The 24,737-nt window shown below is 73.3% G+C and carries 20 protein-coding genes and 1 pseudogene; 9 read left to right on the forward strand and 12 right to left on the reverse strand.

What is annotated here, in order from left to right; genetic code table 11:
- Window positions 1–6: 6 nt before the first annotated feature.
- The 5 genes and pseudogenes from Cba03nite_RS03775 to Cba03nite_RS03795 all read right to left on the reverse strand — a co-directional run.
- The gene (locus Cba03nite_RS03775) at window positions 7–1,491 is read right to left on the reverse strand and encodes a complex I subunit 4 family protein (protein WP_203741789.1); all 1,485 of its coding nucleotides are present in this window, start codon (window positions 1,489–1,491) and stop codon (window positions 7–9) included.
- Window positions 1,492–1,549: 58 nt separating this feature from the next.
- A complete protein-coding gene (locus Cba03nite_RS03780; RefSeq protein WP_203741791.1) occupies window positions 1,550–3,319 on the reverse strand; it encodes an NADH-quinone oxidoreductase subunit 5 family protein in 1,770 nt (589 codons plus the stop codon).
- Window positions 3,316–3,663, reverse strand: coding sequence for an NADH-quinone oxidoreductase subunit NuoK (gene nuoK / locus Cba03nite_RS03785; RefSeq protein WP_203742132.1), 348 nt, complete (start codon window positions 3,661–3,663; stop codon window positions 3,316–3,318). The genes Cba03nite_RS03780 and nuoK overlap by 4 nt, the downstream gene beginning before the upstream one ends.
- A complete protein-coding gene (locus tag Cba03nite_RS03790) occupies window positions 3,663–4,169 on the reverse strand; it encodes an NADH-quinone oxidoreductase subunit J family protein (protein WP_239125459.1) in 507 nt (168 codons plus the stop codon). The genes nuoK and Cba03nite_RS03790 overlap by 1 nt, the downstream gene beginning before the upstream one ends.
- Window positions 4,087–4,693 (reverse strand): annotated as a pseudogene (locus Cba03nite_RS03795) (NuoI/complex I 23 kDa subunit family protein); the annotation flags it as partial. The gene Cba03nite_RS03790 and the pseudogene Cba03nite_RS03795, both read right to left, overlap by 83 nt.
- A 106-nt stretch (window positions 4,694–4,799) precedes the next feature.
- Between Cba03nite_RS03795 and Cba03nite_RS03800 the strand changes: the two are divergent.
- The 3 genes from Cba03nite_RS03800 (at window position 4,800) to Cba03nite_RS03810 (ending at window position 12,949) form a co-directional block, all read left to right on the forward strand.
- Entirely contained in the window at window positions 4,800–7,376 is a 2,577-nt protein-coding gene (locus Cba03nite_RS03800; protein ID WP_203741797.1) for a carboxypeptidase-like regulatory domain-containing protein, read from the forward strand.
- A gap of 417 nt (window positions 7,377–7,793) precedes the next feature.
- Complete coding sequence (locus tag Cba03nite_RS03805) at window positions 7,794–10,226, forward strand: carboxypeptidase-like regulatory domain-containing protein (RefSeq protein WP_203741799.1); 2,433 nt, start codon at window positions 7,794–7,796, stop codon at window positions 10,224–10,226.
- Window positions 10,227–10,423: 197 nt separating this feature from the next.
- A complete protein-coding gene (locus Cba03nite_RS03810; protein ID WP_203741801.1) occupies window positions 10,424–12,949 on the forward strand; it encodes a carboxypeptidase-like regulatory domain-containing protein in 2,526 nt (841 codons plus the stop codon).
- Between the two features lie 64 nt (window positions 12,950–13,013).
- On the opposite strand, the gene Cba03nite_RS03815 is transcribed toward Cba03nite_RS03810, so the two are convergent.
- Together Cba03nite_RS03815 and Cba03nite_RS03820 are read right to left on the reverse strand one after the other, a co-directional pair.
- Window positions 13,014–13,970, reverse strand: coding sequence for a complex I subunit 1/NuoH family protein (locus Cba03nite_RS03815; protein WP_239125433.1), 957 nt, complete (start codon window positions 13,968–13,970; stop codon window positions 13,014–13,016).
- Complete coding sequence (locus Cba03nite_RS03820; protein ID WP_203741807.1) at window positions 13,967–14,527, reverse strand: NADH-quinone oxidoreductase subunit C; 561 nt, start codon at window positions 14,525–14,527, stop codon at window positions 13,967–13,969. Before Cba03nite_RS03820 ends, Cba03nite_RS03815 begins: the two co-directional genes overlap by 4 nt.
- A gap of 129 nt (window positions 14,528–14,656) precedes the next feature.
- Here Cba03nite_RS03820 and Cba03nite_RS03825 point away from each other — a divergent pair, with 129 nt between their 5' ends.
- The 4 genes from Cba03nite_RS03825 (at window position 14,657) to Cba03nite_RS03840 (ending at window position 17,239) form a co-directional block, all read left to right on the forward strand.
- Window positions 14,657–15,157 carry a SigE family RNA polymerase sigma factor gene (locus Cba03nite_RS03825; RefSeq protein ID WP_239125434.1) on the forward strand — a complete coding sequence of 167 codons (501 nt, stop codon included), beginning with the start codon at window positions 14,657–14,659 and terminating at the stop codon, window positions 15,155–15,157.
- On the forward strand, window positions 15,150–15,923 hold the full coding sequence (locus tag Cba03nite_RS03830; protein WP_203741811.1) for a hypothetical protein: 774 nt from the start codon (window positions 15,150–15,152) through the stop codon (window positions 15,921–15,923). Before Cba03nite_RS03825 ends, Cba03nite_RS03830 begins: the two co-directional genes overlap by 8 nt.
- A 76-nt stretch (window positions 15,924–15,999) precedes the next feature.
- Window positions 16,000–16,506, forward strand: coding sequence for a SigE family RNA polymerase sigma factor (locus Cba03nite_RS03835; protein ID WP_239125435.1), 507 nt, complete (start codon window positions 16,000–16,002; stop codon window positions 16,504–16,506).
- Window positions 16,499–17,239 carry a hypothetical protein gene (locus Cba03nite_RS03840; protein WP_203741813.1) on the forward strand — a complete coding sequence of 247 codons (741 nt, stop codon included), beginning with the start codon at window positions 16,499–16,501 and terminating at the stop codon, window positions 17,237–17,239. Before Cba03nite_RS03835 ends, Cba03nite_RS03840 begins: the two co-directional genes overlap by 8 nt.
- Before the next feature lie 4 nt (window positions 17,240–17,243).
- Here the strand turns inward: Cba03nite_RS03840 and Cba03nite_RS03845 are convergent, their stop codons facing one another.
- From Cba03nite_RS03845 to Cba03nite_RS03860, 4 genes are read right to left on the reverse strand one after another with little or no spacing between them, the layout of a single operon-like run.
- Window positions 17,244–18,551 (reverse strand): DUF2252 domain-containing protein, encoded by a 1,308-nt coding sequence (locus Cba03nite_RS03845; protein ID WP_203741815.1) that lies wholly within the window; start codon window positions 18,549–18,551, stop codon window positions 17,244–17,246.
- A gap of 48 nt (window positions 18,552–18,599) precedes the next feature.
- A complete protein-coding gene (locus Cba03nite_RS03850; protein ID WP_203741817.1) occupies window positions 18,600–19,121 on the reverse strand; it encodes an NADH-quinone oxidoreductase subunit B in 522 nt (173 codons plus the stop codon).
- 10 nt (window positions 19,122–19,131) lie between these two features.
- Window positions 19,132–20,157: a hypothetical protein gene (locus Cba03nite_RS03855; protein ID WP_203741819.1), complete on the reverse strand. Its 1,026-nt coding sequence runs from the start codon at window positions 20,155–20,157 to the stop codon at window positions 19,132–19,134.
- Window positions 20,158–20,205: 48 nt separating this feature from the next.
- Window positions 20,206–21,591, reverse strand: a complete 1,386-nt coding sequence (locus Cba03nite_RS03860) for an MFS transporter (RefSeq protein WP_203741821.1) — start codon at window positions 21,589–21,591, stop codon at window positions 20,206–20,208.
- Between the two features lie 28 nt (window positions 21,592–21,619).
- Between Cba03nite_RS03860 and Cba03nite_RS03865 the strand changes: the two genes are divergently transcribed.
- Window positions 21,620–23,020, forward strand: a complete 1,401-nt coding sequence (locus tag Cba03nite_RS03865) for a gamma-glutamyltransferase (RefSeq protein WP_203741823.1) — start codon at window positions 21,620–21,622, stop codon at window positions 23,018–23,020.
- A gap of 100 nt (window positions 23,021–23,120) precedes the next feature.
- Here Cba03nite_RS03865 and Cba03nite_RS03870 read toward each other — a convergent pair whose 3' ends face one another.
- Window positions 23,121–23,414, reverse strand: a complete 294-nt coding sequence (locus Cba03nite_RS03870) for an MGMT family protein (protein ID WP_203741825.1) — start codon at window positions 23,412–23,414, stop codon at window positions 23,121–23,123.
- Between the two features lie 141 nt (window positions 23,415–23,555).
- Here Cba03nite_RS03870 and proB point away from each other — a divergent pair, with 141 nt between their 5' ends.
- On the forward strand, window positions 23,556–24,671 hold the full coding sequence (gene proB, locus Cba03nite_RS03875) for a glutamate 5-kinase (protein ID WP_203741826.1): 1,116 nt from the start codon (window positions 23,556–23,558) through the stop codon (window positions 24,669–24,671).
- The last annotated feature ends 66 nt before the right edge of the window (window positions 24,672–24,737 follow it).

Below are 24,737 nucleotides of genomic sequence, written 5' to 3' on the forward strand. Positions count from 1 at the left end.
GGAGGTTCACGGCGCTCCCGTCGTCAGGGCGGACACCGTACTCGCCGACAGCTCCAGCACCAGCATCGGCGCGACGCCGAGCAGCAGCGCCAGCAGCACCAGCGGGGACCAGGCGGCCAGTTCGGGGGTGCGCGCCTCGGGCGCGCCGGCCAGCACCGCGGCCTGCGGGCCGTGGCTGACCCGGCGCAGCAGGCGCAGCAGGTACGCCGCGGTCAGCGCCCCGCCGATCGCGGCGAGCACGGCCAGCACCGTCCACAGGGTGCCGCCCCGCTGCACGGCGGCGACCACGGCGAACGCCTCGCCCCAGAAGCCGGCCAGGCCGGGCAGTCCGAGGCTGCCCAGCGCGGCGAAGCCGAGCACGCCCGCCAGCCAGGGCTGCCGCTCGCGCAGGCCGCCCAGGTCGGCCAGCAGGCCGGTGTGCGCCCGGTCCTTGATCGCCCCGGCGAGGAAGAACAGCAGGCCGGTGAGCAGGCCGTGCGCGATGTTGCCGAGCAGCGCGGCCTGCACGCCGATCTCGCTGAGCGTCGCGATGCCGAGCAGCACGAAGCCCATGTGACCGACGGACGAGTACGCGATCAGCCGCTTCAGCTCGGTCTGGGTGAGGCACACCAGCGACCCGATCAGGATCGCGGCGACGGCGAGCACGCCCAGCGCCGGAGCGAACGCGGCGGCGCCCTCGGGCGTCACCCCGAGCCCGACCCGGATCAGGCCGTACGTGCCCATCTTCAGCAGCACCCCGGCCAGCACGACGCTGCCCACGGTCGGCGCCTCGGTGTGCGCGTCGGGCAGCCAGGTGTGCAGCGGCCAGAGCGGGCTCTTCACCGCGAACGCGAGCGCGAACAACCCGAAGATCCACAGCTGCGCGGTGTGCGACAGGGTGGGCGCGGCGGTGAGGCTCACCAGGTCCGCGGTGCCGGTCTGCACCACCACGGCCACCACGCCGACCAGCAGCAGCACCGATCCGGCCAGGGTGTAGAGGGCGAACTTCAGCGCGGCGGCGCGGCGGGCGGGCCCGCCCCACCCGGCGATGACCGCCGCCATCGGCAGCAGCACCACCTCGAACGCCAGGAAGAACAGCACCAGGTTGAAGGCGAGGAAGGTGCCGAGGATGCCCACCTCGATCACCAGCAGCAGCGCGGCGAGCAGGCCCGCCCGCTCCGGCCGCTGCCACAGCAGGTAGCCGCAGCACAGCACGGTGAGCAGCGCGGTCAGCACGACCAGGGGGTATGAGATGCCGTCCACGCCCAGGTGCAGCCGCAGGTCCAGCGCGGGCACCCAGGACCAGTCGGCCTCGTGCCACAGCTGCGGGCCGCGCCCGGCGGGCTTCACCAGCCCGCGCGTGGTGAACATGGGCACCGTCAGCAGCAGCGTGAGCACCGACGCGACGGTCGCGGCCACGGCACCGGCCCGGCCGCGCAGCAGCAGCGCCGCGACCGCGCCGAGCAGCGGCACGGCGAGCACGCCCACCAGCAGGAACGCCGAGTTCGTCATGCGGTCACCTCGCTGCGCCCGGCGCTGTCCCGGGAGGTCTCAGGAATGTTCCGGCCGCTCACGTGAACACCACCGCCGTCACCGTCACGACCACCGCCCCGATCAGGACACCGGCCAGCGCGCGGGGCAGCGCGGCACGGTGCCAGGCCGCCAGCCCGGCGCCCGCGCCGACGGTCGCCCGGCCGAGGCCGTTGACCGCGCCGTCCACCCCGGACACGTCCACCGCGGTGATCGCGCGGGCGAGCCCGCGTACCGGCCGGACGATGACGCGGTCCTGCACCGTGTCGAGACCCAGCCCGCCCGCGAGGAACGGCCCGGCCTTGCCGAGCACCGCCGCCGGATCGCCCGCGTCCGCGCGCCGCCAGCCCCACCAGGCCACGGCGACGCCGAGCACGGCCAGCAGCAGCGGCAGCACCAGCTCCACCCCGAGGTGGGCCAGCTCGTAGCCGGCGGCCAGCGCGCCCACGCCCAGCCCGGCGGCGGGGACCGCGAGCAGCAGCAGCGGGGCCAGCATGGCCCAGCCGGGCTCGTGCCCGTGCACGGAGGCGTCGCGTGCCGGGCCGAAGAAGGTCAGCAGCCACAGGCGCGTCGAGTACCAGGCGGTCAGCACGACGCCGAGCAGCGCTGCTAGCCACAGCGCGGGCCGCTCGTGCAGCGCCGCGACCACGGCCTCCTTGCTGAAGAACCCGGCGAACGGCGGCAGCCCGATCAGCGCGCCGAGGCCGATCGTCATGGTCCAGAACGTCACCGGCATCGAGCGGCGCAGCCCGCCCATGTGCGACATGAGGTTGCTGCCCACGGCGTGGATCACCGAACCGGCGCAGAGGAACAGCAGCGCCTTGAACGCGGCGTGCGCGAGCAGGTGGAACATGGCCGCGTCGAGCGCGCCCGCGGACAGCGCCGCCATCATGTAGCCCAGCTGCGACACCGTCGACCAGGCCAGCACCCGCTTGATGTCGTCGGCGGCGGTCGCGGCCAGCGCGCCGAGCAGCAGCGTCACGCCCGCCATCGCCGCCATCACGGCCAGCGCCGTCGGGGAGGCCGCGAAAACCGGGAAAAGGCGGGTCACCACGTACACACCGGCGGCCACCATGGTGGCGGCGTGGATGAGCGCCGAGATCGGCGTCGGGCCGGCCATCGCGTCCGGCAACCAGGTGTGCAGCGGGAACTGGGCGCTCTTGCCGGCCACTCCGGCCAGCAGCAGCAGCGCCGCCGCCGTCACGGTCCCGGGGCTCATCGCGGGCACCGCGGCCAGCACCTCCGGGATGCGGAAGGTGCCCGCCTGCACGCCGAGCAGCACGATGCCGAGCAGGAAGCCGACGTCGCCGACCCGGGTCACCAGGAACGCCTTCACCGCCGCGCGGGGCGCCTCGGGCAGCGTGCGGTCGTGCGCGATGAGCAGGTACGAGCAGGCGCCCATCACCTCCCAGCCGATGAGCAGGGAGACGAGGTCACCGGAGAACACCACGGTCAGCATCGCGCCGGTGAAGATCGAGATCTGCGCGGCGTACGGGCCGTAGCGCCCGTCCCCGGCGAGGTAGCCGATCGAGTACACCTGCACGCACAGCGCGACCACGGCCACCGCCAGCGCCATCAGCAGCGCCCGGGTGTCCACCAGCGCGGTGAGCGTCACGTCCAGGTCGCCGAAGCTCGCCCAGTGGTATGACACCGTGCCGCGCTCGCCACCGGCCAGCTCCAGCACCGTCAGCGCCAGGGCGGCCAGCGCGCCGAACACCCCCAGCAGGGCCGCGACCGGCCGGTTGCGCTGCGGCAGCAGCAGGCCGATCAGCCCGCACACCAGCGGGGTCAGCACCAGCGTCGCGATCATCGCAGCTCCCCGTCGAGCGCGGGCGCGGGCTCGGCGGGCGCCTCGGCGGCCTCGTCGAGCGGCACCTGGTCGGTGTTGATGTCCTGGCGCAGCCGGAACAGCCGCAGCACCAGCGCCAGGCCGACGCCCACCTCGGCCGCCGCGAGGACGATCACGAACAGCGTGAAGACCTGGCCGGTCAGGCGCTCGCGCAGCGTGTCGGCGGTGACCAGGATCAGGTTCACCGCGTTGAGCATCAGCTCGACCGACATCAGCACCAGCACCGCGTTGCGCCGCCGCAGCACGCCGTACACGCCTAGGCCGAACAGCAGCGCGGCGGTCACCAGGGGGATCACCGGACGGATCATCGCGGCTCCTCCCCCGCCACGGCGGTCTCCCGGCGGGACAGCACGATCGCCCCCACCAGCGCGGCCAGCAGCAGCACCGACAGCAGCTCGAACGGCAGCACCCAGTCCTTGAAGACGGTGTCGCCGATGCGCTCGGCGGTGCCCGGGGCGGGCGGGTCCACCCTCATCCGCCCGAAGACCACCGCGAACAGCGCGGACAGGCCGAGCGCGGTGGCCGCGCCGAGCAGCACCGCGGGTAGCGCGGGCCGGTCCAGATCGGAGCTGCGCCCGATCGGCGCGCGGGTCAGCATGACCGCGAACAGCAGCAACACCACCACCGCGCCGACGTAGATGAGCACCTGCACCCAGGCCGCGAACTCCGCGCCGAGCAGCAGGAACTCCACCGCGACCGCGCCCAGCGTGACGACGAGCCAGAGCCCGGCCCGGACCAGCTGCTTCGTGGCCACCACCGCGACCGCCCCCGCCACGGCGACCAGGCCGGTCACCGACAGCAGGACGTCCATGAGCGTCACGAGGCGCTCGCGCGTTTGGCCACGGCGGTCTCCTCCTTCGACGGCTCGCCGTTCGGGTCGTGCGGGGGCGGCGGCGGCACCGTCGCCATCCACTCCCCCAGCCGGTCCTTCTCGTGCATCAGGTCGCGGATGTCGTACTCGGCGTACTCGAACTCCGGCGACCAGTAGAGGGCGTCGAACGGGCACACCTCGATGCAGATGCCGCAGTACATGCACAGCGAGAAGTCGATGTCGAACCGGTCGAGGACGTTGCGCTGCCGCGGGCGCGCCGCGCCGGGCACCACGACCTCCTCCTTGTGCGAGTCGATGTAGATGCACCAGTCCGGACACTCACGCGAGCAGAGCATGCAGACCGTGCAGTTCTCCTCACGCAGAGCGATCACGCCCCGCGAGCGCGGCGGCAGCTCGGGAGCCACATCCGGATACTGCTGCGTCGTCGACGGCGAGACGAGGGTCTTCAGCGTGACCGCCAGCCCCTTGCCCAGCCCCGCGCCGGGAATGCTCATGCGCACCATCCTGCCCCCTCACCGGTCGGTGCGCGAGTACCGGTACGCACGGAGGATTCCGTGCTGGGCAAGATCCGCTAGGGTGAGCCCGATTTCTCACGGGGAGGAACCCGCCATGCGCGCTCGCGCACTGGCCGCGCTGGCTCTGTTGTCCGCGGCCGTCGTAGTGCCATCGTCCACCGCCCAGGCCATCCCGCAGCAGGCCGCGCCCGCACCTGCCGCCGCACCGGTGGCGGCTCGGGCCGCCGCGCCGCTGACCGGCACCATCACCGGCAAGGTCACCGACGGCAACGGCGCGCCCCTGCCCGGCGCCTGCGTGACCGCGGTCGCCGGCAGCCTGCAGACCCTCGGCCGCGCCTGCGCCGGCGCCGACGGCCGCTACCGCATCGACAACGCCCGCAACGGCGTCATCTACCTGCGCGCCGAAGCCGGCGGGCACACCACCTGGGCGCCGGACCGGCTGGACCGGGTCACCGCCACGTACATCGGGGTGACCGAGGGCGAGACGGAGACCGTCGACCTCGTCGTCGAGCAGCGGCACGGCACGCTGCGCGGCACGGTGAGCCGCCAGGACGGCTCGCCCGCCAAGTACGCCAACGTCTCGCTGTACCGCGAGGGCGCTCCCGGCACCCGGATCGGCATGATGATCGCCCGGGACGGCTCCTTCACCTGGTCGCTGCCGGTCGGCCGCTATCTCGTCTCCTACGGCGGCAGCGGCTACAACACCACGGAATGGCACCCGGGGGTGCCGAACGCGGGCGCCGCGACGGCCGTCGAGATCACCGAGAACGGCACCGTGGCGATCGCCGCGCGCTTCCTGCCGGCCGACCCCATGCCACCGGCGCCCACGGAGCTGCTGCACCGCGGCTACATCACGGCCCAGCCCGACGGCGCGCCGGTAGCCGGCGCCACGGTCAGCCTGTACAGCCAGTCGCTCGTCCACTGGGGCACCGTCCAGACCGCCGCCGACGGCGAGTGGCGGCTGCCGCTGCCGTCCGACCTGCGCCTGATCACCACCGTTTCGGCGCCCGGATACGCGACGGTCTGGGGATTCGACGATCCCGAGCCGATGATCGGGCAGGTCATGCTCCCGCCCACCCGCCTGCGGCCCGGCTCCGGCGGCCTGCGGGTGACGGTCCGGGACCATGACGGCGGGCCGCTCGTGCCCACCGCCACCGCTCTGCTCAAGATGGTCGACACCGGCTACAGCTGGGACTACACCCTGCCGGTCCGGTTCGACGGGACGATCGACCTGCCGAACCTGCCGGCCGGGCGGTACAAGCTCAAGATCACGCCGTCGGCCGATCCGGTCCGGGCGACCCAGTGGTATCCGGCCGCGCTCGACGAGGCCTCCGCCGAGGTGATCACCGTCTCGGACGGGCAGACCACGGAACTCACCACCTCGCTGCTCGGCCCTGGCCGGGTCGAGGTGAAGGTGGTGGACGCGGTCACCGGCGCGCCCGTCAAGGACGCCTGCATGTCCATCTTCGACCAGGAGGGCTGCACCGACGCCGACGGCATCCGCCGCGCCGAGGTCGGCTGGCAGCTCAAGAAGCACACACTCCACGTGGAGCACCTGCCCTACCACTTCACCGCGACCGGCTCCTTCGACGCCAAGCCGGGCCAGCTGGTCAAGGTGACGGTGCCCATGCAGCCGGGCGCGACGGTGGCCGCGACGTACGAGGACAAGACCGGGCATGACGGCGCGAGCGGAGTGTGCGTGGACGCCGTACGCGGGGTCTGGGGCGACGTGATCGCGGAGGAGGACAAGGTCTGCGGTTCGCTCACCCCCGGCAAGAAGGTGCTGCTCGGCCCCTTCCACCCCGGCCAGGTGCAGCTCTTCGTGCACCCGACCGTCACGACCGGGGCGCAGTGGCTGGGCCACCAGGGCGGCACCGGCAACCGGCGCACGGCGGCCACGCTGGACCTGCGCGCCGGGTTCATCACCACCGCCCCGAACATCGTCGCGCTCGGCTACGGCCGGATCGACGGCCGCATCAGCTTCCCGAACGGGGACGACGCCATGTACGGCTGCGCCGCCGTCGCGCCCCGGATGTCGGGCTGCGCGGACAGCGAAGGCGCGTACTTCACGATCCCGTACCTCGGGCCCTACACCTGGACGCTCACCTACAACGGCGGAGCCTTCTACCCGGTGCGCACAGGCGAGGCGGGCGCGCCCGCCCACTTCACGGTGAAGGTCGGCCAGAGCACCCCCGCCTGGGTGAAGCTCATCCCGGGCACCTCGGTTTACAACATCGACAACGGCAACGTGAACAGCGAGATCGACGCGTTCGACGCGTACACCGGACGCCTGCTCTACACCACCAGCGGAGGCACGCTGGCGCTGCCGGCGAACCGGATCGTGGTCTTCCGGCTGCGGTACGGCAGCACCCAGAACCCGCTGAGCTGCTGGGCGCACCTGTCCACCCGCAAGGGCAGCACGCCGTACTACATGGTCGGCTTGGCGCCGCTCAGCCCGTTCCGCATCGACCCGGCGAAGAACTGCCTGAACCGGGAGCCGGTGCGGCTGACCGGCCCGGTCGCGCCGCTGCCGGGCCCGGTGCCCGCCACGATGTTCGCGTCTCGGACGGGCGGCCCCGCCGGCGCGGGCGCCGCGACGGCCCCCGGTGGCGTGCCCGCCTCGCCGTGGGGTGTGCCGACCGCGGCCCGGCTGGCCCGGGTCAAGCCCTGACCGAGCAGTCACGACCCGCCACGGCGGGCCGAACGGACCGTGCCCGGTGCATCTACACGCACCGGGCACGGCCGTACGCACAACGACCTGCGGCGTCCCGCTACGGTGAGCGCCGTTCACACCGGGAGGTTTCATGCGCCGAACTGCGCTGGCCGCGCTGGCCAGGGTGAAGAACTGACCTGAGCCGAGCGGCCGGTTCCGGCGGCTCCCGCAGGATCGTGCCCGGTGCGCCGCAAGCGCACCGGGCACCTTCATGTCACGTCTCATACAGCGCAACCTGGCCGTTCTGATGATCCGTGTCGGATCACGGACAGCTAACGTGATCGCGATTCATCACGGGGAAAGAGGATCATCTTGCGGTTCCTGCTGCTCAAAAGAAGATCGAGGCTCGGCGCGGCGGCGGCGTCCGCAGCCCTGATGAGCTCCCTTGCCGTGGCGCTGCCGACGGCCGCCGGGGCGGCCGAACCGCCCGCCCTGATGACCGGCCTCATCACCGACGCGGTCACCGGCCAGCCGGTGCCGGGGGCCTGTATGGAACTGGAGCACCCTTCCTACCTGACGCTCGTCGCCAAGGCCTGCGCGGGCAGCGACGGCCGCTACACCATCCCGGGCAAGGCCGCGGCGGCGGTCACCGTGCGGACGCACGCGTACGCCGGCGGATACGGCGACAGGTGGCTCGGCAGGGTGAGCCGCTCCGAGTCGGGGACGATGCCCCTCACGGTCGGCGCGACGACCGTGCGCGACCTCGCGCTCGACCCGGCGGTCGGCACGCTGCACGGCACGCTCCGCTTCCGGGACGGCAACCCGGTGGGCCTCATCGCCGTGTGGGTGTATCCCGAGGCCGCCGGGTCGACGATGATCGCCGGGACGCGGACCGCGCCCGACGGCACCTGGAGCGTGCCGAACCTGCCGCCCGGAAACTACCGCCTCGTGACCAGCAGCGGCGCCCTGGAGTCTGCCGGGCCGTTCACGGTGACTGACGGCGGGAGCACCACGGCGGACGTGACCCACCTCGGTTCCGTGCTGGTCTGGCGCACGCTGAGCGGCACGGTGCGCGACACCGGCGGCTCGCCCGTGGCGGGCGCCCGCGTGGCACTGTGGTATCCGGGGTACGGCGACGTGGCGTCGGTGCTCGCGGACGCGGCGGGTGTATACCGCTTTCCACCGGTGGTCGACGGCTTCCACAACAACTACCGGATCGTGGTCACCGCGCCGGGCTACGGCGCGACGTGGAGCGGCGACCGGCCGCACCCGTTCGGCGCGCTGCCTGTCCAGGCGCTGCCCGCCGTCTCCGACTTCACCCTCCGCCAGGACGCGGGCACGGTCGGCGGCAGGCTCACCGACGGAGCCGGCGACCCCGTGGTCACCTCGGTGCAGCTGCGGCAGAGCAACGGAGTCCTGCACAGCGGGTACACCACCTCGGACGGGACCTACCTGTTCCCGAACGTGCGGCCGGACCAGGTCACGCTGAACTACACGACCACCGGGCCGAAGCAGTGGGCGTCACGGAAGCTGTCCGAGGCGGAGGCCGACAAGTACACCGTCGCCGCCGGGGCGGCCGTGACCGTCGACAACCAGCTGTTCGGCCCGACCGGCACGCTGGAGGTGCGGCTCGTCGACGCGGTCACCGGCGAGCTGCTCCCGAAGGCCTGCGCGCTCATGTCGGGCAACCAGCAGTGCGTGCCAGGCGGGATCCAGCGGTTCGAGGGCCTGCTGCCGGGGCCGCGTGCGGTGACCGGCCAGGCGTGGCCGGTGGCGGTGAACGCCACGGACTCCGTGACGGTGAACCCGGACGGGGTCACCGTGCTGACCCTGCGGCTGGAGCCGCTGACGCACGCCGAGTTCCGGGTCGCCCGCGACCCCGACGGCACCGCGCCCGGGTTCTGCGTACGGCTCGTCGCCGTGTACGGGACCCCGCAGCCGGCGAGCGTGCAGCAGATCTGCAACTACGGCAGTGGCACCGCGCCGGGTGACGGCATCGTCACCACCGTGCCCGCCGGCCGCTACCAGGCGCTCGTCGAGCCGCAGGACACCACCCGATACGGCCGGCAGTGGCTGGGCGCGGACGGCGGCACCGGGCGGCGCGCCGAGGCGGCCGTGCTCGACTTCCGCCTCGGCAAGGGCACCGTGGCTCCGGTGATCAAGCTGGACGGTGCGGGCACCATCCGCGGCCGGGTCGACAGCGTGTTCCAGACCAGCACGCCGCGCTGCGTGCGGTACGCGCCGAAGGCGGTGACCGGGTCGCAGGGCTGCGCCACGCCCGGCAGCGAGTACGAGCTCACCGGGCTCGGGCCGTACGCCTGGGAGCTGGAGGTCAGCGACGGGGAGGCGGCGGCGGTGTGGTCCGGCGGCGCGCCCGACCGTTCCAAGGCCGCGGGTGTCGTGGTGACCGTCGGGCAGACCACGCGGTTCGACCACACCCTGCGGGTCGACGACTCGCGCATCAAGCTGACGGCCCCGGAGTCCGTGAAGGTGACCGTGTACAGCGCCGTCACCGGCGACGAGCTCGGCACCGGGCTGGCGGTCTCGATGCTGACGGGCCTGCCCGCCGGGCGGGTCTACCTGCACTACGAGGGCAGCGTGGACTGCTGGTACGGCCAGCGGACGCCCGCCACGCTCGACCGCGCGCACCGCGTCGGCGGCGCGCTGAACCTGCCGGTCGCCGTGGCGGTCGGGCTCGACATCAAGCCCGGGGTCAACTGCTTCGCGGCACGCCCGCAGCTGTGGAACCCGGCCGACCGGTTCCGATTCTCCGCGGACGTGCAAGGCGAGATCGCCACGGCGGTCGCCACCGCGGTGGACACGCTGAGCCCGCGCACCGCCCAGCGGCGGGGGCGGGCCGCTTCCTGACGGCCGACGAGGAGTCCGTCACGGCGGGCTCCTCGTCTCCGGCAGCCGACGTGCTCCCGCAGCTGCCGGCATCGCGAGACGGCAGGGGGAAGGCGCCGCTGGTCACGAAGACCCCGGCGACGAGCAGTGGCCTGGCTGAGGCACATCCTGCGCCGCTCCCCCGCCCACCTACGTTCCATACGGGAAAGAGGCAAGTCATGCATCTCGGCAAGTTGTCGAGACCCGTCGCGGTCACCGCGACCGCCCTGCTCATCGGCTCGCTCGCGGTCGCGCCACCGGCCGGTGCCACGGCCGCGCCGGCACCCGTTCCGCTGGAGGGCCGCATCACCGACGCCACCACCGGCGAAGCCGTGCCCGGGGCCTGCGTCGACGTGGAGTTCACCACCTACCTGACGCCCATCGCGACGGTGTGCGCCGACGCCGGCGGCCGGTACGTGCTGGACGCGCGCCTGGCCAGTCAGGTCGGCGTGCGCACCCGCGCGTACGCCGCCGGGTACGTCGACGAGTGGGGCAAGGGATTCCGACACGCCTTCGCCAGCTCGGTGACCCTGAACCCGGGCAGCACCGTGGTCCGTGACTTCGCGCTCGGCCGTGACGCGGGCGAGCTGCGCGGGACTCTGCGCTACAAGTCAGGCAACCCGGCGGGCATGGTTCTCCTGGACTTCCATCCGGGCGGCGCGGAGGCCGCGCCGGTGGCCCGCCTCTGGACCGGGATCGACGGCACCTGGTCGCTGCCCGCGCTTGCTCCCGGCAGCTACGTGATCAGGTCGAACGCCGGCTCCGCACAACTGCTCTCCGCGCCCGTGACGGTCACCGCGAACGCCGCCACGACGGCGGACCTGACGCTGAACGCCTACGAGCAGCCACGCCGACGGCTCTCCGGCACCGTCCGTGACACGTCCGGCGAGCCGGTCGGCGGCGCCCGGGTCACCCTGTGGCTGCCGGCCTACGGCGAGGTGCACTCGGTCGACGCCGACGCCGCGGGCGCCTATGCGTTCCCGCCGCTCCCCGGCACCTTCGTGGGCCAGCACTATCTGGTCGCCCGCGCGCCCGGCTTCGCCGACCTGTGGAGCCGCGACAAGCCGCATCCCGCCTCGGCGAACCGGATCTCCAGCCACCCGGCCGAGGCGGACGGCTGGACGATCGACTTCGTCATGGCGCCGCCGGCCGGCACCACCGTCACCGGCACGCTGACCGACGCGGACGGCACCCCTGCCATCGGCCTGGTCCAGGTACGGCAGGCCGACGGCGCCCTGCACACCGGGGTGAGCGGCCCGGACGGCCGGTACCGGTTCAACAACGTCCGGCCCGGCGACGTGACACTGCAGTACTTCACCGCCGGGCCCATGCAGTACGCCTCAGGCAAGGTGGCGGCCGAGGAGGCCGACGTCTACCCGGTGGCCCCAGGCGCGACGCTGACCGTGGACAACCGGCTGCACGGCCCCACCGGCGTGCTAGAGGTGCGCACCGTCGACGGTGTCACGGGCGAGGTGGTGACCACTGCGTGCGTCACCGTCGGCAAGGCCGAGATCTGCGACCCCACCGGCGTGCACCGGTTCGAGGGCCTGCTGCCGGGTACGCGGCTGATCAGCGTCGACGGCTTGCCATACCACTACGGTGGGGGCCAGAACGTCGTGGTGCGGCCCGACGGTGTCACCATGGCGACGCTCAAGCTTGGGCCGCAGACCCACGCCGTGGCACGGGTCGCCCGCGCCGCCGACGGCACGGTGCCCGCGGTCTGCCTGCGTCTTGTGGCGGTGTACGGCACCGACCAGTGGTCCCCCGCCTCGAACCACTTCTGCAACCACGACGGCGCGGGTGGCGACGTGCGGGAGTCCTTCGCCGCTGGTACCGTCAGCGGCCGCTTCCAGGCGTTCGTGGAGCCGTACGACGTGAGCCGGTTCGGCAGGCAGTGGCTTGGCGCGGCCGGCGGCACCGGGCGCCGCGCAGAGGCCGCCGTCCTGGAGTTCACCGATCAGAAAGGCACCACCCTGCCCACCATCACGCTGGACGGCGCCGGCGGGATCACGGGGCGGATCGACAGCGCCTTCGCGACCTCGGGGTCGGTCCGGTGCGTGCGGTACGCGCCCGAGTTCATCACCGGCCGCGGCGTGTGCGTGACCGCCGGTCAGACGTACGAGCTCACCGGTCTCGGGCCCTATGCCTGGGAGCTGGAGATCAACACTGGCCATAACGAGGCGTTGACCTGGTCCGGCGGTGCAGGTAACCGCTCCGGCGCCACGGGCGTCCAGGTGACCGCCGGGCAGACCACGCGATTCGACCAGACCTTGAAAGCGTGGGGCACTCGGGTGACCGTCAGTGACTCGGGCAACGACTGGATCACGGTCATCGCGCACAGCGCCATCACCGGCGACGAGGTGTCCGACAACATGGCCATGCAGCTGACGACGGTGTGGGGCCTGCCGGCCGGTCCGGTTTACCTGCACTACCTCGGCGAGACCGACTGCTGGTACCGCGGCGGGGCGCGTCCATCGGCCGGGCTCGACCGCGCACAGTGGGTCGGCGGAGCGCTGCACCTGTCGGCGAACGACATCGTGGAGATCAAGATCAAGCCGGGGGTGAACTGCTTCGCGCCACGACCGGAGCTGCTGCCCGCGACCATTCGGCCGAGCCTGTCCGGCGACCTGCGCACCCGGCTCACCGCGGCGGTGACCGCCGCCGTGCGCACGCTCACCGCGCAGACCCAGCGTCCCGCACGGTGAGGCACTGAGCTGACGGGAACAGGGCTCCGCCAACGCTGTCGGGGAGCCCTGTTCCCGTGGCGGGTCAGCCCAGGGCCACCCGTATGCCGGCGGTGAGGATCAGCTGGAACAGCGCGAGCGGCACCAGCACCAGCCAGCACAGCCGCTGCAGCTGGTCCTCGCGCAGCCGGGGCCAGGAGACCCGCAGCCAGATCACCACGAACGCCACCAGGCCGGTCTTCAGCAGCATCCACAGCCAGCCCACGCTGTCCGCCCACGGGCCGTGCCAGCCGCCGAGGAACAGCGCCGCGGTCAGCGCCGAGATCACCACGATGCCGACGTACTCGGCGAGCAGGAAGAACGCGAAGCGCAGGCCGGTGTACTCGGTCATGTAGCCGAAGACCAGCTCCGAATCGGCGATCGGCATGTCGAACGGGGGCCGCCGGATCTCGGCCAGGCCGGACACGAAGAAGACCACCATCGCGGGCAGCTGCCACAGCAGCCACCACGGCTCCCAGGCGGCCACGATGCCGGGCAGGCTCAGCGTGCCGGCGGCCATCGCGACGCTGGCCGCCGCGAGCACGAACGGCAGCTCGTACCCGAGCAGCTGCGCGGCCGCCCGCAGGCCGCCGAGCAGCGAGTACTTGTTCGCCGAGGACCAGGCGGCCATAAGCACCGCGATCACGCCGATGCCGACCACGGCGAGCACGAAGAACAGGCCGATGTCGAGCGGCTGCCCGACCAGGTCGCCCGGCCCGAGCGGGATGACCAGCAGCACGAGCAGGTACGGCAGCAGCGCGACCGCCGGGGCCAGGCGGAACACCGGCCCGTCGGCGTCGCGCGGGGTGATGTCCTCCTTCTGCGCGAACTTCACCCCGTCCGCGATGAGCTGCGCCCAGCCGTGGAACGCGCCCGCGTACATGGGCCCGAGCCGGGACTGCATGTGCGCCATCACCTTGTGCTCGGTCTGCCCGACCAGCAGCGGCAGCGTCAGGAACGCCACCGCCACCAGCGCCACTCTGAGAACGATCTCCCAGGTCACGACTGCGGCCCCCACTCCCCCGGCGCGGGCACGCCCGGCGGGCGGATCGCCTGGCGCTTCGAGCCGGTCTCCGACTCGCCCGGCTCCTTGGCCCCGGGCCAGGGCTTGGCGACCCGGCTGGCCAGCACGAAGCTCTTGCGCAGCGGGTGGCCCTCGAACTCCGGCGGCAGCAGCAGCGGCTCCAGCGGGCCGGGGAAGCCGATGCCGAACATCTCGTACGTCTCCCGCTCGTGCCATGCCGCGCCGGGGTACACGGCCACCGCGGACGGCAGCGACGCGCCCTCGGCGGGCACCCGGGTGCGCAGCAGCGCGCCGTGCCGCTCGGTGGTGGACCACACGTGCGCCACCACGTCGTAGCCGGCGTCCAGCTCGTCCACGGCGGACAGCCAGTCGAAGAAGTCGCAGGACAGCCCGTCGCGCGCGGCGGTCAGCGCCGCGACCCACTGCTCGGCGGGCACGTCCACGGTGGCGCGGGCGTACGCCCCGCCGCCGGACACCCCCGCCTGGGCGCCCGCCACCAGCTCGCTCAGGCGCGCCCCGATCTCCTCCGGCGTCATGCCCGGCATCCTATGCCCGCGACGGCCCACCCCGCCCCTGTCCGGCCGCGGCGGCCACCGACGGGACGGACCGCGCGTTTCGGTGGGGGCTATGCTGCGGCGGACTTCCGCACAATCCAGGAGCCGGCCGTGACCGAACACCGCGACTTCGCGGAGTTCTACGCTGCCTCGTTCCACAAGCTGGCCGGGGCGCTGTACGTCTACACCGGCGACCTCGCCGAGGCGCAGGACGTGGTGCAGGAGGCGATGATCCGGGCCCTGGCCCGCTGGTCCGCCGTGTCCACCTACGAGGAACCGGCGGCGTGGGTGCGCCGGGTCGCCTGGAACCTGGCCACGAGCCGGTGGCGGCGGGTGCGCCGGGGCTTCGAGCTGGCCGTGCGCGACCACGTCGAGCAGGACGCGGCTGGGCCGGAGCCGGACCGGGTGGCGGTGGTCGCGGCGCTGGCCACCCTCCCGGCGCGCCAGCGTCAGGCGGTCGTGCTGCACTACCTGGAGGATCTGCCGATCGCCGAGGTCGCCGAGATGGTGGGGGCGGCCGAGGGCACGGTCAAGTCGTGGTTGCACCGCGCCCGGACCGCGCTCGCCGACCGGCTGTCCGACCTGGCCCCGGAGGAGGTGGACCGTGTCTGACGACCTCCGCCGCCTGCTGGGCGACGCGAGCGCGGCGGCCCGGCCGCACCTGAGCCCGCCGGGAGCCGAGGCGGCCCGGCGTACGCTGCGCCGCCGCCGGCTGACTCGCGCCTCGGTACTGGCCGTGGTCGCCGCCGTGCTGGCGCTGGCCGGGCTGCAGCAGCTGCCGCACCGGGGCCCGGCGCCGACGCCGCTGGTGCCCACGCCCGTGCCCGGCCCGTCCACGGGCCCGTCGGCCACCCCGTCGCCGTCGCCGTCGGCCGCCGTGTCGGCCAGCCCTTCGCCGACCGGGCAGCCCCGGCCGGGCCCCTCGCCGAGCAGGTCGCGGTCCTCCTCGAACCAGGTCCTGGCGTCGCCGGCGGCCCCGCCGCCGTGCCTGCCCGCGGTGCGGCCGCGGATCGCCGGGGCCACCGCACCGGGGCCGGGCACGATGACCTTCTCGCTGACCGCGGCCGACGTGTCCCGGCTCTGCCCGGGGCGGCGGATGCACATCAGCTGGGCCTCGTACCGGGTCACCTTCGAGAGCCGGCTGGTGCTGGTGGACAGCGGCGAACTGGACCTGGACGCGACCACCCGCACCGGCACCGGGACCCTCAGCGACGTCTACGGCTGCCAGGCCGACCGCTACTTCTACCTGGGCAGTCACACGTTCCCGGCGGAGATCGCGCCGAACACCCACCTGAGCCTGCCCGCCTGGAGCGCCGGGCGCACCACCGGCCTGTTCGAGAAGCACTACCTGCCGCGGGACGGCTGCGCCTTCTACTGATCCGCGGTGGCGCAACAGGTCCGGCGAGCTTCGTTATGCTGCGATCTCATCCCCCGTACACCCTTCGGAGACGCCCGTGGCCGGACACCGCGATTTCGCGGAGTTCTACGCGGCCGCGTTCCATCCGCTGGCCACGCAGCTGTTCCTGCACACCGGGAGCGCCGCGGAGGCGCAGGACGTGGTGCAGGAGGCCATGTGCCGGGCGTACGACCGGTGGAGCACCGTCGCCGAGCACGAGGATCCGGTGGCCTGGGTGCGCCGCGTGGCGTGGAACCTGGCCACCAGCCGGTGGCGGCGGGTGCGCCGGGGCATCGAGCTGATCACCCGGGACCGGCTGGTTGAATCGACGCCGGGCCCCAATCCCGACCGCATCGCCATCGCCACCGCGCTGGCGACCCTGCCCGCCCGGCAGCGGCAGGCGGTCATCCTGCACTACCTCGAGGACCTGCCGATCGCCGAGATCGCGGCGCTCACCGGGGCCGCCGAGGGCACGGTCAAGTCGTGGCTGCACCGCGCGCGGCATACGCTGGCGTCCCGGCTCAGCGAGGCGCTACCGGCTGCGGAGGAGGTCGACCGTGTCTGAGTTCGACCCCGTCCGGGACGCCTTCGGCGACGCCCGCAGCAGCCTCAAGGGCGCCTTCGTCCCGGCGGGCGTGGACGCGGTGCTGGGCACCGTGCGGCGGCGCCGGATCCGCCGCCGGGCCGGGGCGGTCGCCGTGGTCGCGGCGGTCGCGGCGCTGGCCGTCGCGGTCCCGTGGGCCAACCGCAGCACGCCCCCGGCGGTGCCCGGCCCCAGCCCGAGCGCCTCGCCCAGCGAGCTGCCGCAGCTCACGCCCACCCCCACCGCGGAGCAGATCGACGGCGCCGGGGTCGGGCCGAAGCTCGCCTGCCGGGCGAAGCCGGAGGCGTACGTCGAGGGCGCGGGCGCGGCCGGGGACCACGAGGTCACCATGGGGCTGACCGACGCGTCCACGTTCTGCGCCGGGAAGAAGGTCAAGATCTTCTGGGCGTCGTACGCCTGCCAGGCCGACGGCACCCAGGACCTCGTCGAGCACGAGACGTTCCACCTGGAGCCGGGCGACCGGTCGGTCACCACCACGGTGCGCTGGCCCGCCGACCCGGAGAACCTGGGCGTCCGGGTCATCTACGTGGTCGGCGACCTCGCGGTGCTGTCCGAGATCCCCGTGGGCAAACGCCAGCAGTATCCGTACTGGACGCGCGCCCGGGGCAGCGGCGCCTTCGCCAACCACACGATGGGCGAGATGCACTGCGGCCCGCCGCCGTCGGCGACCCCGAGCGCGAGCCCCAGCGCCTGAGCGCTCACACGCCCGGGATCGCGCCGTTGCGGAACAGGTCCACGAACAGCTGGTGGTCGGCGCGGGCCTGGGCGCCGTACGCGTGCGCGAACTCGACCAGGCCGCCGGTGAAGCCCTGCTCGTCGCGGTCCAGCTCGGCGACGATCGCCTCCTCGGTGGAGAAGTCGACCAGGTCGTGGCTGGACTCGTCGTCGGCGACCGAGTGCATGCGGGCCACCGCCCGGCCCAGCTCGCGCACCACGCTGACCAGCTCGTCCGGCTCGTTCACGTCGGCCCAGTCCAGGTCGGCGGCGTACGGCGACACCTCGGCGACGAGCTGGCCGACCCCGTCCAGCTCGGTGTAGCCCAGCCAGGCGTCCGCGGCGGCCTGCAGCGCCCGCTGCGACTCGGCGGTCCGGTGCCCCTGGTGCAGGAAGTAGCCGCGCACCCGGGCGTCGTCGACGTAGCGGGAGACCGCCGGGGTCTGCGCCTGCTTCATGTAGACCACGACGTCGTTCTCCAGCGCCTGGGTGTGGCCCTCCAGCAGCAGGCTGTACGACGGCAGCCCCGCCGAGCCGATGCCGACCCCCTTGCGCAGCACCACGTCCTTGATGGTGCGCTCGATGCCGCGGTGACCCGTATGCGCGTGGTGCGGGTTGAGCGTGCCCAGGTAGCCCCGGAACGCCTCCTCCACGGCCGCGCGGGTCGCGGCGTCGATGCGGTACACCCCGTCGCGCTCGGCGAAGCGCCGCTCGTACCCGTCGATCACGGTGAGCCCGTCCAGCAGCTCCACTCGGGTGTTGAGCCGCGCCTGCTGGAGCACCCGGTGCAGCGGCCCGGTGGTGGTGGACAGGGTCAGCGAGCCGATCGCGTCGTCGCCGCCCTGCGCGATGGCCCGCAGCTCGGCCAGGTACGCCCCCGCGAAGCTGCGCACCAGGTGGCCGATCATGTGGTCGGACAGCGCCTTGCCGTACGCGAGCAGCGCGATGCTGGCGCACAGCCGCCGCAGGTCCCACAGGAACGGCCCGACGTACGCCTCGTCGAAGTCGTTGACGTTGAAGACCAGCACCCCGTCGGCGTTCATGTAGGTGCCGAAGTTCTCCGCGTGCAGGTCGCCGTGGATCCACACCCGGCTGGTCGCCTCGGTGAGGAACGCGCCGTCGGCGTACTGCCCGGTCATGTCCGCGTAGAACAGCGCCGCGCTGCCGCGGTAGAACGCGAACGCGCTGGAGGCCATCTTGCGGAACTTGCGCCGGAACGCGGCCGGCTCGGCCGTCATCAGCGGCCCGAACTCGGTGACCAGCACGTCCAGGATCTGCTCGGAGCGCGTCATGGGTGGACGCTAACCCGCCCCCGCAAGGTCACGCTGCGGAAACCGGACTCAGGCCGGCTTGTTCACCACCGGGGCCGACAGCGCGGCCGCGTCCGGGCGGTGCACGCCGCCGAAGCCGGACTTCTCCGCCGCGATCTTCTCCTGCAGGCGCAGGATGCCGTGCAGCAGCGCCTCGGGGCGGGGCGGGCAGCCGGGCACGTACACGTCCACCGGGATGATCTGGTCCACGCCCTTGGTCACCGAGTACGAGTCCCAGTACGGCCCGCCGCAGTTGCTGCACGCGCCGAACGAGATGACGTACTTCGGCTCGGGCATCTGGTCGTAGAGGCGCTTGACCGCCGGGGCCATCTTGTCGGTGACCGTGCCGGACACCACCATCAGGTCGGCCTGGCGCGGCCCGTGCGCGAACGGGATGACGCCCAGCCGCATGAAGTCGTGCCGGCCCATGCTGCTGGCGATGAACTCGATCGCGCAGCAGGCCAGCCCGAAGTTGAACACCCACAGCGAGTAGCGCCGACCCCAGTTCAGCACGAACTTGATCGGGTCCGGGAGCGCCGACGGCAGGGCCATGCGAGCCAGCCTAGTCCGCCGAGGGCGGTGGAATGTAGCCCATCCAGGCGTCGACCTCCTGCTGCGTCAGGATCCGGTCCACCCGGACCTGCGCGGGGATCGGGAAACGCCGCCCCGGCCGCCAGTGCCGGCTGTACCGGGCCTCGTCCAGCACCAGCACCCGCGAGCCGCTCACCACCGCGATGTCCGCCGGGCCGGCCTCGTTGCGCATGGTCGCGCCGGTGGCGTCGGTCAGGTGGAAGTAGTCGTCCACATGCTCCAGCTCGGTGCCGTCCGGCCCGTGCCGGAACGCGGCCACCCAGCGCTGGTCCGGGCGGTCGCCCGGCACCAGCCCCGCGCCCACCAGCGCGTCGGCGAGCAGTGTCTGCAGCTGGAAGTTGTCGGCTACGCCGCTGACGTACACCATCGCGCCGCGCCCGGTGGGCCGGTGCAGCACCAGCAGGTGCTCGTCGACGATGCGCAGCGCCAGGATCAGCCGCAGGAAGGCCGGGGCGGCCGAGTGCAGCGGGTCGACCTGGGCGGTCCACGCGGCCCGGTCGCCGAGCTGCGCCCGCGCCTCGGCGTGGTGCAGGCAGGCCACCGCCGCCAGCGCCCAGTGCGGCGCGTCGCGCCAGGCCGCGAGCAGCGGGGTGGCCCGCTCCATGCCGACCGCGCCGGTCAGCACCGCGGTGGCGGCGGCCATGTCGAGCTGGTTCCGTTCCGGCAGGGGCCGTCCCCCGGCCGCCGCGAGCCATACGTCGAGGAACGCGTGCGTGCCGGTAAGGGCGCTGCTGAGCCGCTCCAGCACGACGCGGGTCAGCGGGCCGGGCTGGCCGCCCAGCTCCACCAGCGCACCGGCGGCGGTCGCCGCGGTGGCCGCGACGAAGGGCACCGGCGCCGCGCCGATCGCGGGCGCCAGGTGTGCCACGGCCGGGGTCAGCTCGTGCGGTGCCGCCTGCCGGGCCGCCTGCACCAGCGGCGCCACCGCGGCCAGGGCCGTGGTCGCGTCCCGGCCCAGCACGAGCTGGTGGAACTGCTGAACTCGTTGCGCGAACATCCGGCGTGCACCCTCCCCAACAGGCCTGATACGCGAACGCGGTGCTGGTCAGCGCGCGGGCGCGGGCTCCGGCAACGGTGCGCTCTCCGCGCCCGCCGGGTCCCCGCCGAGGTCGTACCCCCGCAGCAGCACCAGTGCGATGCCCACGATAAGGCCCGGCACCACGGTGAAGCCGAGCAGCACTCCCGTCTTCGCCAGATCGCTCTGGGCCACCGTCTCCCCCGCCGTGGTGGAGATGTAGCCGAACAGCTGGAGCACGATGCCGAAGATGAACGGGCCGAGTGCCAGGCCCAGCGCCTCGCCCGCGGTCCACACGCCGGTGAACACGCCCGCCTGCCGCTTGCCGGTGCGCGCGGTGTCGTACGCGATGCAGTCGGGCAGCATGGCCAGGCCGAACAGCTGCTGCCCGGCGTAGCCGAAGCCGATCACCGCGATGATCGCGTACACCGCGAGGTGGGGCAGCACCGGCGCGGCGGCCAGCGCGAACGTCGCCACGGTGAGCGTGATCGAGGCGATCACGTAGCCCTTGAGCTTGCCCAGCCGCTCGCCGACCCGGCGCCACACCGGCATCACGAACAGGGCCGGGCTGACCACGACCGCGAACAGCGCGGTGGTGGTGCTCGCGTCGCCCAGCACGTGCTTGGCGAAGTACTCGACGCCGCCGAGCATGCAGGCCACGCCGGTCGCCTGCACCACGAAGCAGGCCACCAGCACCCGGAACGGCCGGTTCGCGCCGACCACCTTGAGCTGGGCGCGCAGCGACGGCTCACTGGCGGTGATGGCGCCGGTCGGGGCGGAACGGGTGCTGATGAAGACGATCAGGGTGCCGGCCACCATGATCGCGGCGACGAACACCGCCATCCACCGGTAACCGGGCAGGCCGCCGCCCGCCGCGTCCCGGATGATCGGCGCCATCGCGCCCGAGACCAGGATCGAGGTGGCCAGCAGCGCCACCCGCCAGGTCATCAGCCGGGTCCGCTCGGACGGCGACGAGGTCATCTCGGCCGGCATGGCCACGTACGGCACCTGGAAGAACGCGAACGCGGTGGCCGTGAGCAGGAACATCACCGCGACGTAGAGGCCGGCTGCGTCGTTGATCCCGAACGGAGCCGCGAACAGGCCCGCGAACAGGGTGGCCATGGCCAGACCGGCGAACAGCAGGTACGGCCGGCGGGCGCCCCAGCGGGTCTGGGTCCGGTCCGAGATCCGGCCCGCCAGCGGGTTGAGCATGACGTCCCAGGCCTTGGGCAGCAGCACCAGCAGGCCCGCCAGGCCCGCGGCGACGCCCAGGGTGTCGGTCAGGTACGGCAGCAGCAGCAACCCCGGCACCGTGCCGAACGCACCGGTGACCAGGGAGCCGAGCGAATATCCGACCCGCACGCGAGTGGGAAGCGCTTCGTCCGGGGCCTCCATCACCTCCACACTGGATGTCATGAGCGCGGATGGTACGGGAGGCAGTTGAATGCGGGTACCTGCCGGTGTGGCAGCGGGCCATCCGGCCACCGCCGAAGTGGGCCTTCGGGTACTGGAAACAGGCGGAACGGCCGCCGACGCGGGGGTCGCGGCGGTGCTCGCCGCCTGCGTCGCGGAGACCATCTTCACCGGCCTGGGCGGCGGCGGCTACGCCACCTACTTCGAAGCTTCGACAGGGCGGGTGACCTGCCTTGACTTCTTCGTCGCGGCACCGGGGCTGGACGGTGATCGCAAGGCGGAGCCGATGACCCCGATCGCGGTGCGGTTCGGGGAGGTCCCGCTGCCGTACGAGATCGGCGGGGCCTCCGTGGCGGTGCCCGGCGTGCCGGCCGGGTGTGGCGAGATTCACGCCCGCTGGGGCAGGCTGCCCTGGGCCGAGGTCGTCGCGCCCGCCGTCGAGCTGGCCCGCACCGGCACCGCCATGCCGCCCGCGCACGCCGTGACGCTGCCCGCGCTCGTCGAGGCCATGCTGCCCGGCGACGGCGGGCCCGCGTACGCCCCCGGCGGGCGGCTGCTGCGCGGCGGCGATCGGCTGCACCACCCCGGCCTCGCCGACGCGCTCACGATCATCGCCGAGGAGGGCCCCGGCACCTGCTACACCGGCAAGATCGGCGCGTCGATCGTGGAGTCGGTCCGCGCCGACGGCGGCGCGCTCGGCCCGCTCGACCTGTCCGCGTACCGCGTCGCCGAGCGCGAGGTCACCACCGCGGAACTGGCCGGATGCACGGTGCTCGGCCGCGCCGACCTCAACCGCACCGTGGAGACGCTCCGCGGCCTGCCCCCCGAGCTGCCCGAACTCGCCCACCCCGAGCGCGCCGTGGTGCTCGCCAACGCCCTCGACGTGCGCGGCCCCGACGACCGGCTCGGCGACACCACCAACGTCACCGCCGTCGACCCGGAAGGCAACGCCTGCGTCATCACCACCACGCTCGGCCTCGGCTCCGGAGTGTGGCTGCCCGGTCTGGGCGTACACCTCAACTCCATGCTCGGCGAGGGCGAGCTCTACTCCGGCGACCTGCCCCCCGGCGAGCGCCTCGCCTCGATGATGTGCCCGCTCGTCGTGCTGGACCCCCGCGGCGCGCTGCACCTGGCGGTCGGCTCCGCGGGCGCCTCCCGGATCCGCTCCGCCCTCCTCAGCACCCTCGTCGGCATCCTCATCGACGACCTGCCCACCCGCGACGCCGTCCGCGCCCCCCGCCTCCACCCGGTGGACGACGTCGTCCACGTAGAACCCCACTACCCCCTCCCCGACGAAATGGCCCTCACCGAGGCGGGATACACCGTCAACCGCTGGCCCACCCGCAGCCACTACTTCGGCGGCGTATCCGCCATCGGCACCGCAGGCGCCGCCGGCGACCCCCGCCGCGGCGGCACCTCCCGCCTCCTCTGAAGTGCGTTGATCATGAACTTATGGCACGGTTCGACGGCGCGTCATGGCCATAACTTCATGATCAACAGCGCACGCCGAGGGCCGCGCCGGGTGGGGACCGTTAGTTGATGGCGGTGGGGGCGACCTTGTCGCCGCGGAAGGGGACGCCCTCGGCGGTGAGGCGGCGGCGGGCCTCGTTCTCGTGGCCGGGAGGCAGGCGGCCGCCCGCGCCGACGACGCGGTGCCAGGGGACGCCGCCGCCGTGGCGCGCCATGATCGTGCCGACCCGGCGGGCCGAGTTGCGCCCGGACTCGTCGGCCAGGGCGTCGGCGATCGCGCCGTAGGTCATCACCCGCCCGGACGGGATCCGCTCGACCATGCGCAGCACCGCTTCGGTGTACTCCTCCGGAGTCATAGGCGAAGGCTAGTTGACCAGGAACCTGGGCACACGACACGCCGTCGACCCGTGCCACAAGTTCATGATCGACGCGGAGAAGCGGGCCAGTGGGTGGGATGGCGCGGGGGTGGCGGGGGTGGGGGCGGGCAGAATGGGCGGATGCGTGCGGTAGTCACCCGGGCTCGGCGGGTGGTCGTGAAGGTGGGGTCGTCGTCGTTGACGACCGCTGCCGGGGGGTTGGATCCGGAGCGGTTGGCGGCGCTGGTGGGGGCGCTGTGTGCCGTGGGTGAGCGGGACGGGCAGCGCGAGGTCGTGCTGGTGTCGTCCGGGGCGATCGCGGCGGGGCTGGCGCCGCTGGGGCTGTCGAAGCGGCCCCGTGATCTGGCCACGCAGCAGGCGGCGGCCAGCGTGGGCCAGGGGCGGCTGATGCACGCGTACACCGAGGAGTTCGGCCGGCACGGCCGCACCGTCGGGCAGGTGCTGCTGACCGTCGACGACGTGACCCGGCGCAAGCACTACCGCAACGCGTACCGGACGCTGCGCAAGCTGCTGGACATGCGGGCCGTCCCGATCATCAACGAGAACGACACGGTCGCCACCGAGGAGATCCGGTTCGGCGACAACGACCGGCTGGCGGCCCTGGTGGCCGCGCTGGTCCAGGCGGACCTGCTGGTGCTGCTGTCGGACGTGGACGCCCTCTACACCGGGCACCCGTCGCAGCCGGACTCCCGCCGGGTCGCCGAGGTGACCGACTTCGCGCAGCTGGCGAGTGTGTCGGTGAGCGGTGCGGGCAGTGCGGGGGTGGGCACCGGCGGCATGGTCACCAAGGTCGAGGCGGCCCGGATCGCGTCCGACGCGGGCATCCCGGTGGTGCTGACCGCCGCCCCTCTCGCGGCGGCGGCCCTGACCGGCGACGACGTCGGCACGCTGTTCCATGCGGCGGGGGTACGCGCGACCGCCCGCCTGCACTGGCTCGCCCACGCCACCACGGCGCGCGGCCGCCTGCACCTCGACGAGGGCGCCGTGGCCGCCGTGGTGGGCCGCCGCGCCTCCCTGCTCCCGGCCGGCATCACCCGCGTGGACGGCGCCTTCACCGCCGGCGACCCGGTGGACCTGGTCGACGTCGCGGGCCGCGCGGTGGCCCGGGGCCTGGTCAACTACGACGCCCTGGAGCTGCCCACCCTGCTCGGCCGCTCCACGGTCGAACTCGCCGCCACCCTCGGCCCCGCCTACGAGCGCGAGGTAATCCACCGCGACGACCTGGTGCTGCTGTAAGGAAGGGCACCTTCTTAACGCTATGTGTAGAGGAAGGGCACCTTCCTAACCCTCGGAGAGGTGGAG

It is taken from the genome of Catellatospora bangladeshensis (genome assembly GCF_016862575.1).
Lineage (GTDB): Bacteria > Actinomycetota > Actinomycetes > Mycobacteriales > Micromonosporaceae > Catellatospora > Catellatospora bangladeshensis.

Coding starts and splice junctions, on each gene's coding strand:
- Cba03nite_RS03775 (WP_203741789.1), bottom strand. CDS start 1,491: ATGACGAACTCGGCGTTCCTGCTGGTGGGCGTGCTCGCCGTGCCGCTG.
- Cba03nite_RS03780 (WP_203741791.1), bottom strand. CDS start 3,319: ATGATCGCGACGCTGGTGCTGACCCCGCTGGTGTGCGGGCTGATCGGC.
- Cba03nite_RS03790 (WP_239125459.1), bottom strand. CDS start 4,169: ATGGACGTCCTGCTGTCGGTGACCGGCCTGGTCGCCGTGGCGGGGGCG.
- Cba03nite_RS03800 (WP_203741797.1), top strand. CDS start 4,800: ATGCGCGCTCGCGCACTGGCCGCGCTGGCTCTGTTGTCCGCGGCCGTC.
- Cba03nite_RS03805 (WP_203741799.1), top strand. CDS start 7,794: ATGAGCTCCCTTGCCGTGGCGCTGCCGACGGCCGCCGGGGCGGCCGAA.
- Cba03nite_RS03810 (WP_203741801.1), top strand. CDS start 10,424: ATGCATCTCGGCAAGTTGTCGAGACCCGTCGCGGTCACCGCGACCGCC.
- Cba03nite_RS03820 (WP_203741807.1), bottom strand. CDS start 14,527: ATGACGCCGGAGGAGATCGGGGCGCGCCTGAGCGAGCTGGTGGCGGGC.
- Cba03nite_RS03845 (WP_203741815.1), bottom strand. CDS start 18,551: ATGACGCGCTCCGAGCAGATCCTGGACGTGCTGGTCACCGAGTTCGGG.
- Cba03nite_RS03850 (WP_203741817.1), bottom strand. CDS start 19,121: ATGGCCCTGCCGTCGGCGCTCCCGGACCCGATCAAGTTCGTGCTGAAC.
- Cba03nite_RS03855 (WP_203741819.1), bottom strand. CDS start 20,157: ATGTTCGCGCAACGAGTTCAGCAGTTCCACCAGCTCGTGCTGGGCCGG.
- Cba03nite_RS03860 (WP_203741821.1), bottom strand. CDS start 21,591: ATGACATCCAGTGTGGAGGTGATGGAGGCCCCGGACGAAGCGCTTCCC.
- Cba03nite_RS03865 (WP_203741823.1), top strand. CDS start 21,620: ATGCGGGTACCTGCCGGTGTGGCAGCGGGCCATCCGGCCACCGCCGAA.
- Cba03nite_RS03870 (WP_203741825.1), bottom strand. CDS start 23,414: ATGACTCCGGAGGAGTACACCGAAGCGGTGCTGCGCATGGTCGAGCGG.
- proB (WP_203741826.1), top strand. CDS start 23,556: ATGCGTGCGGTAGTCACCCGGGCTCGGCGGGTGGTCGTGAAGGTGGGG.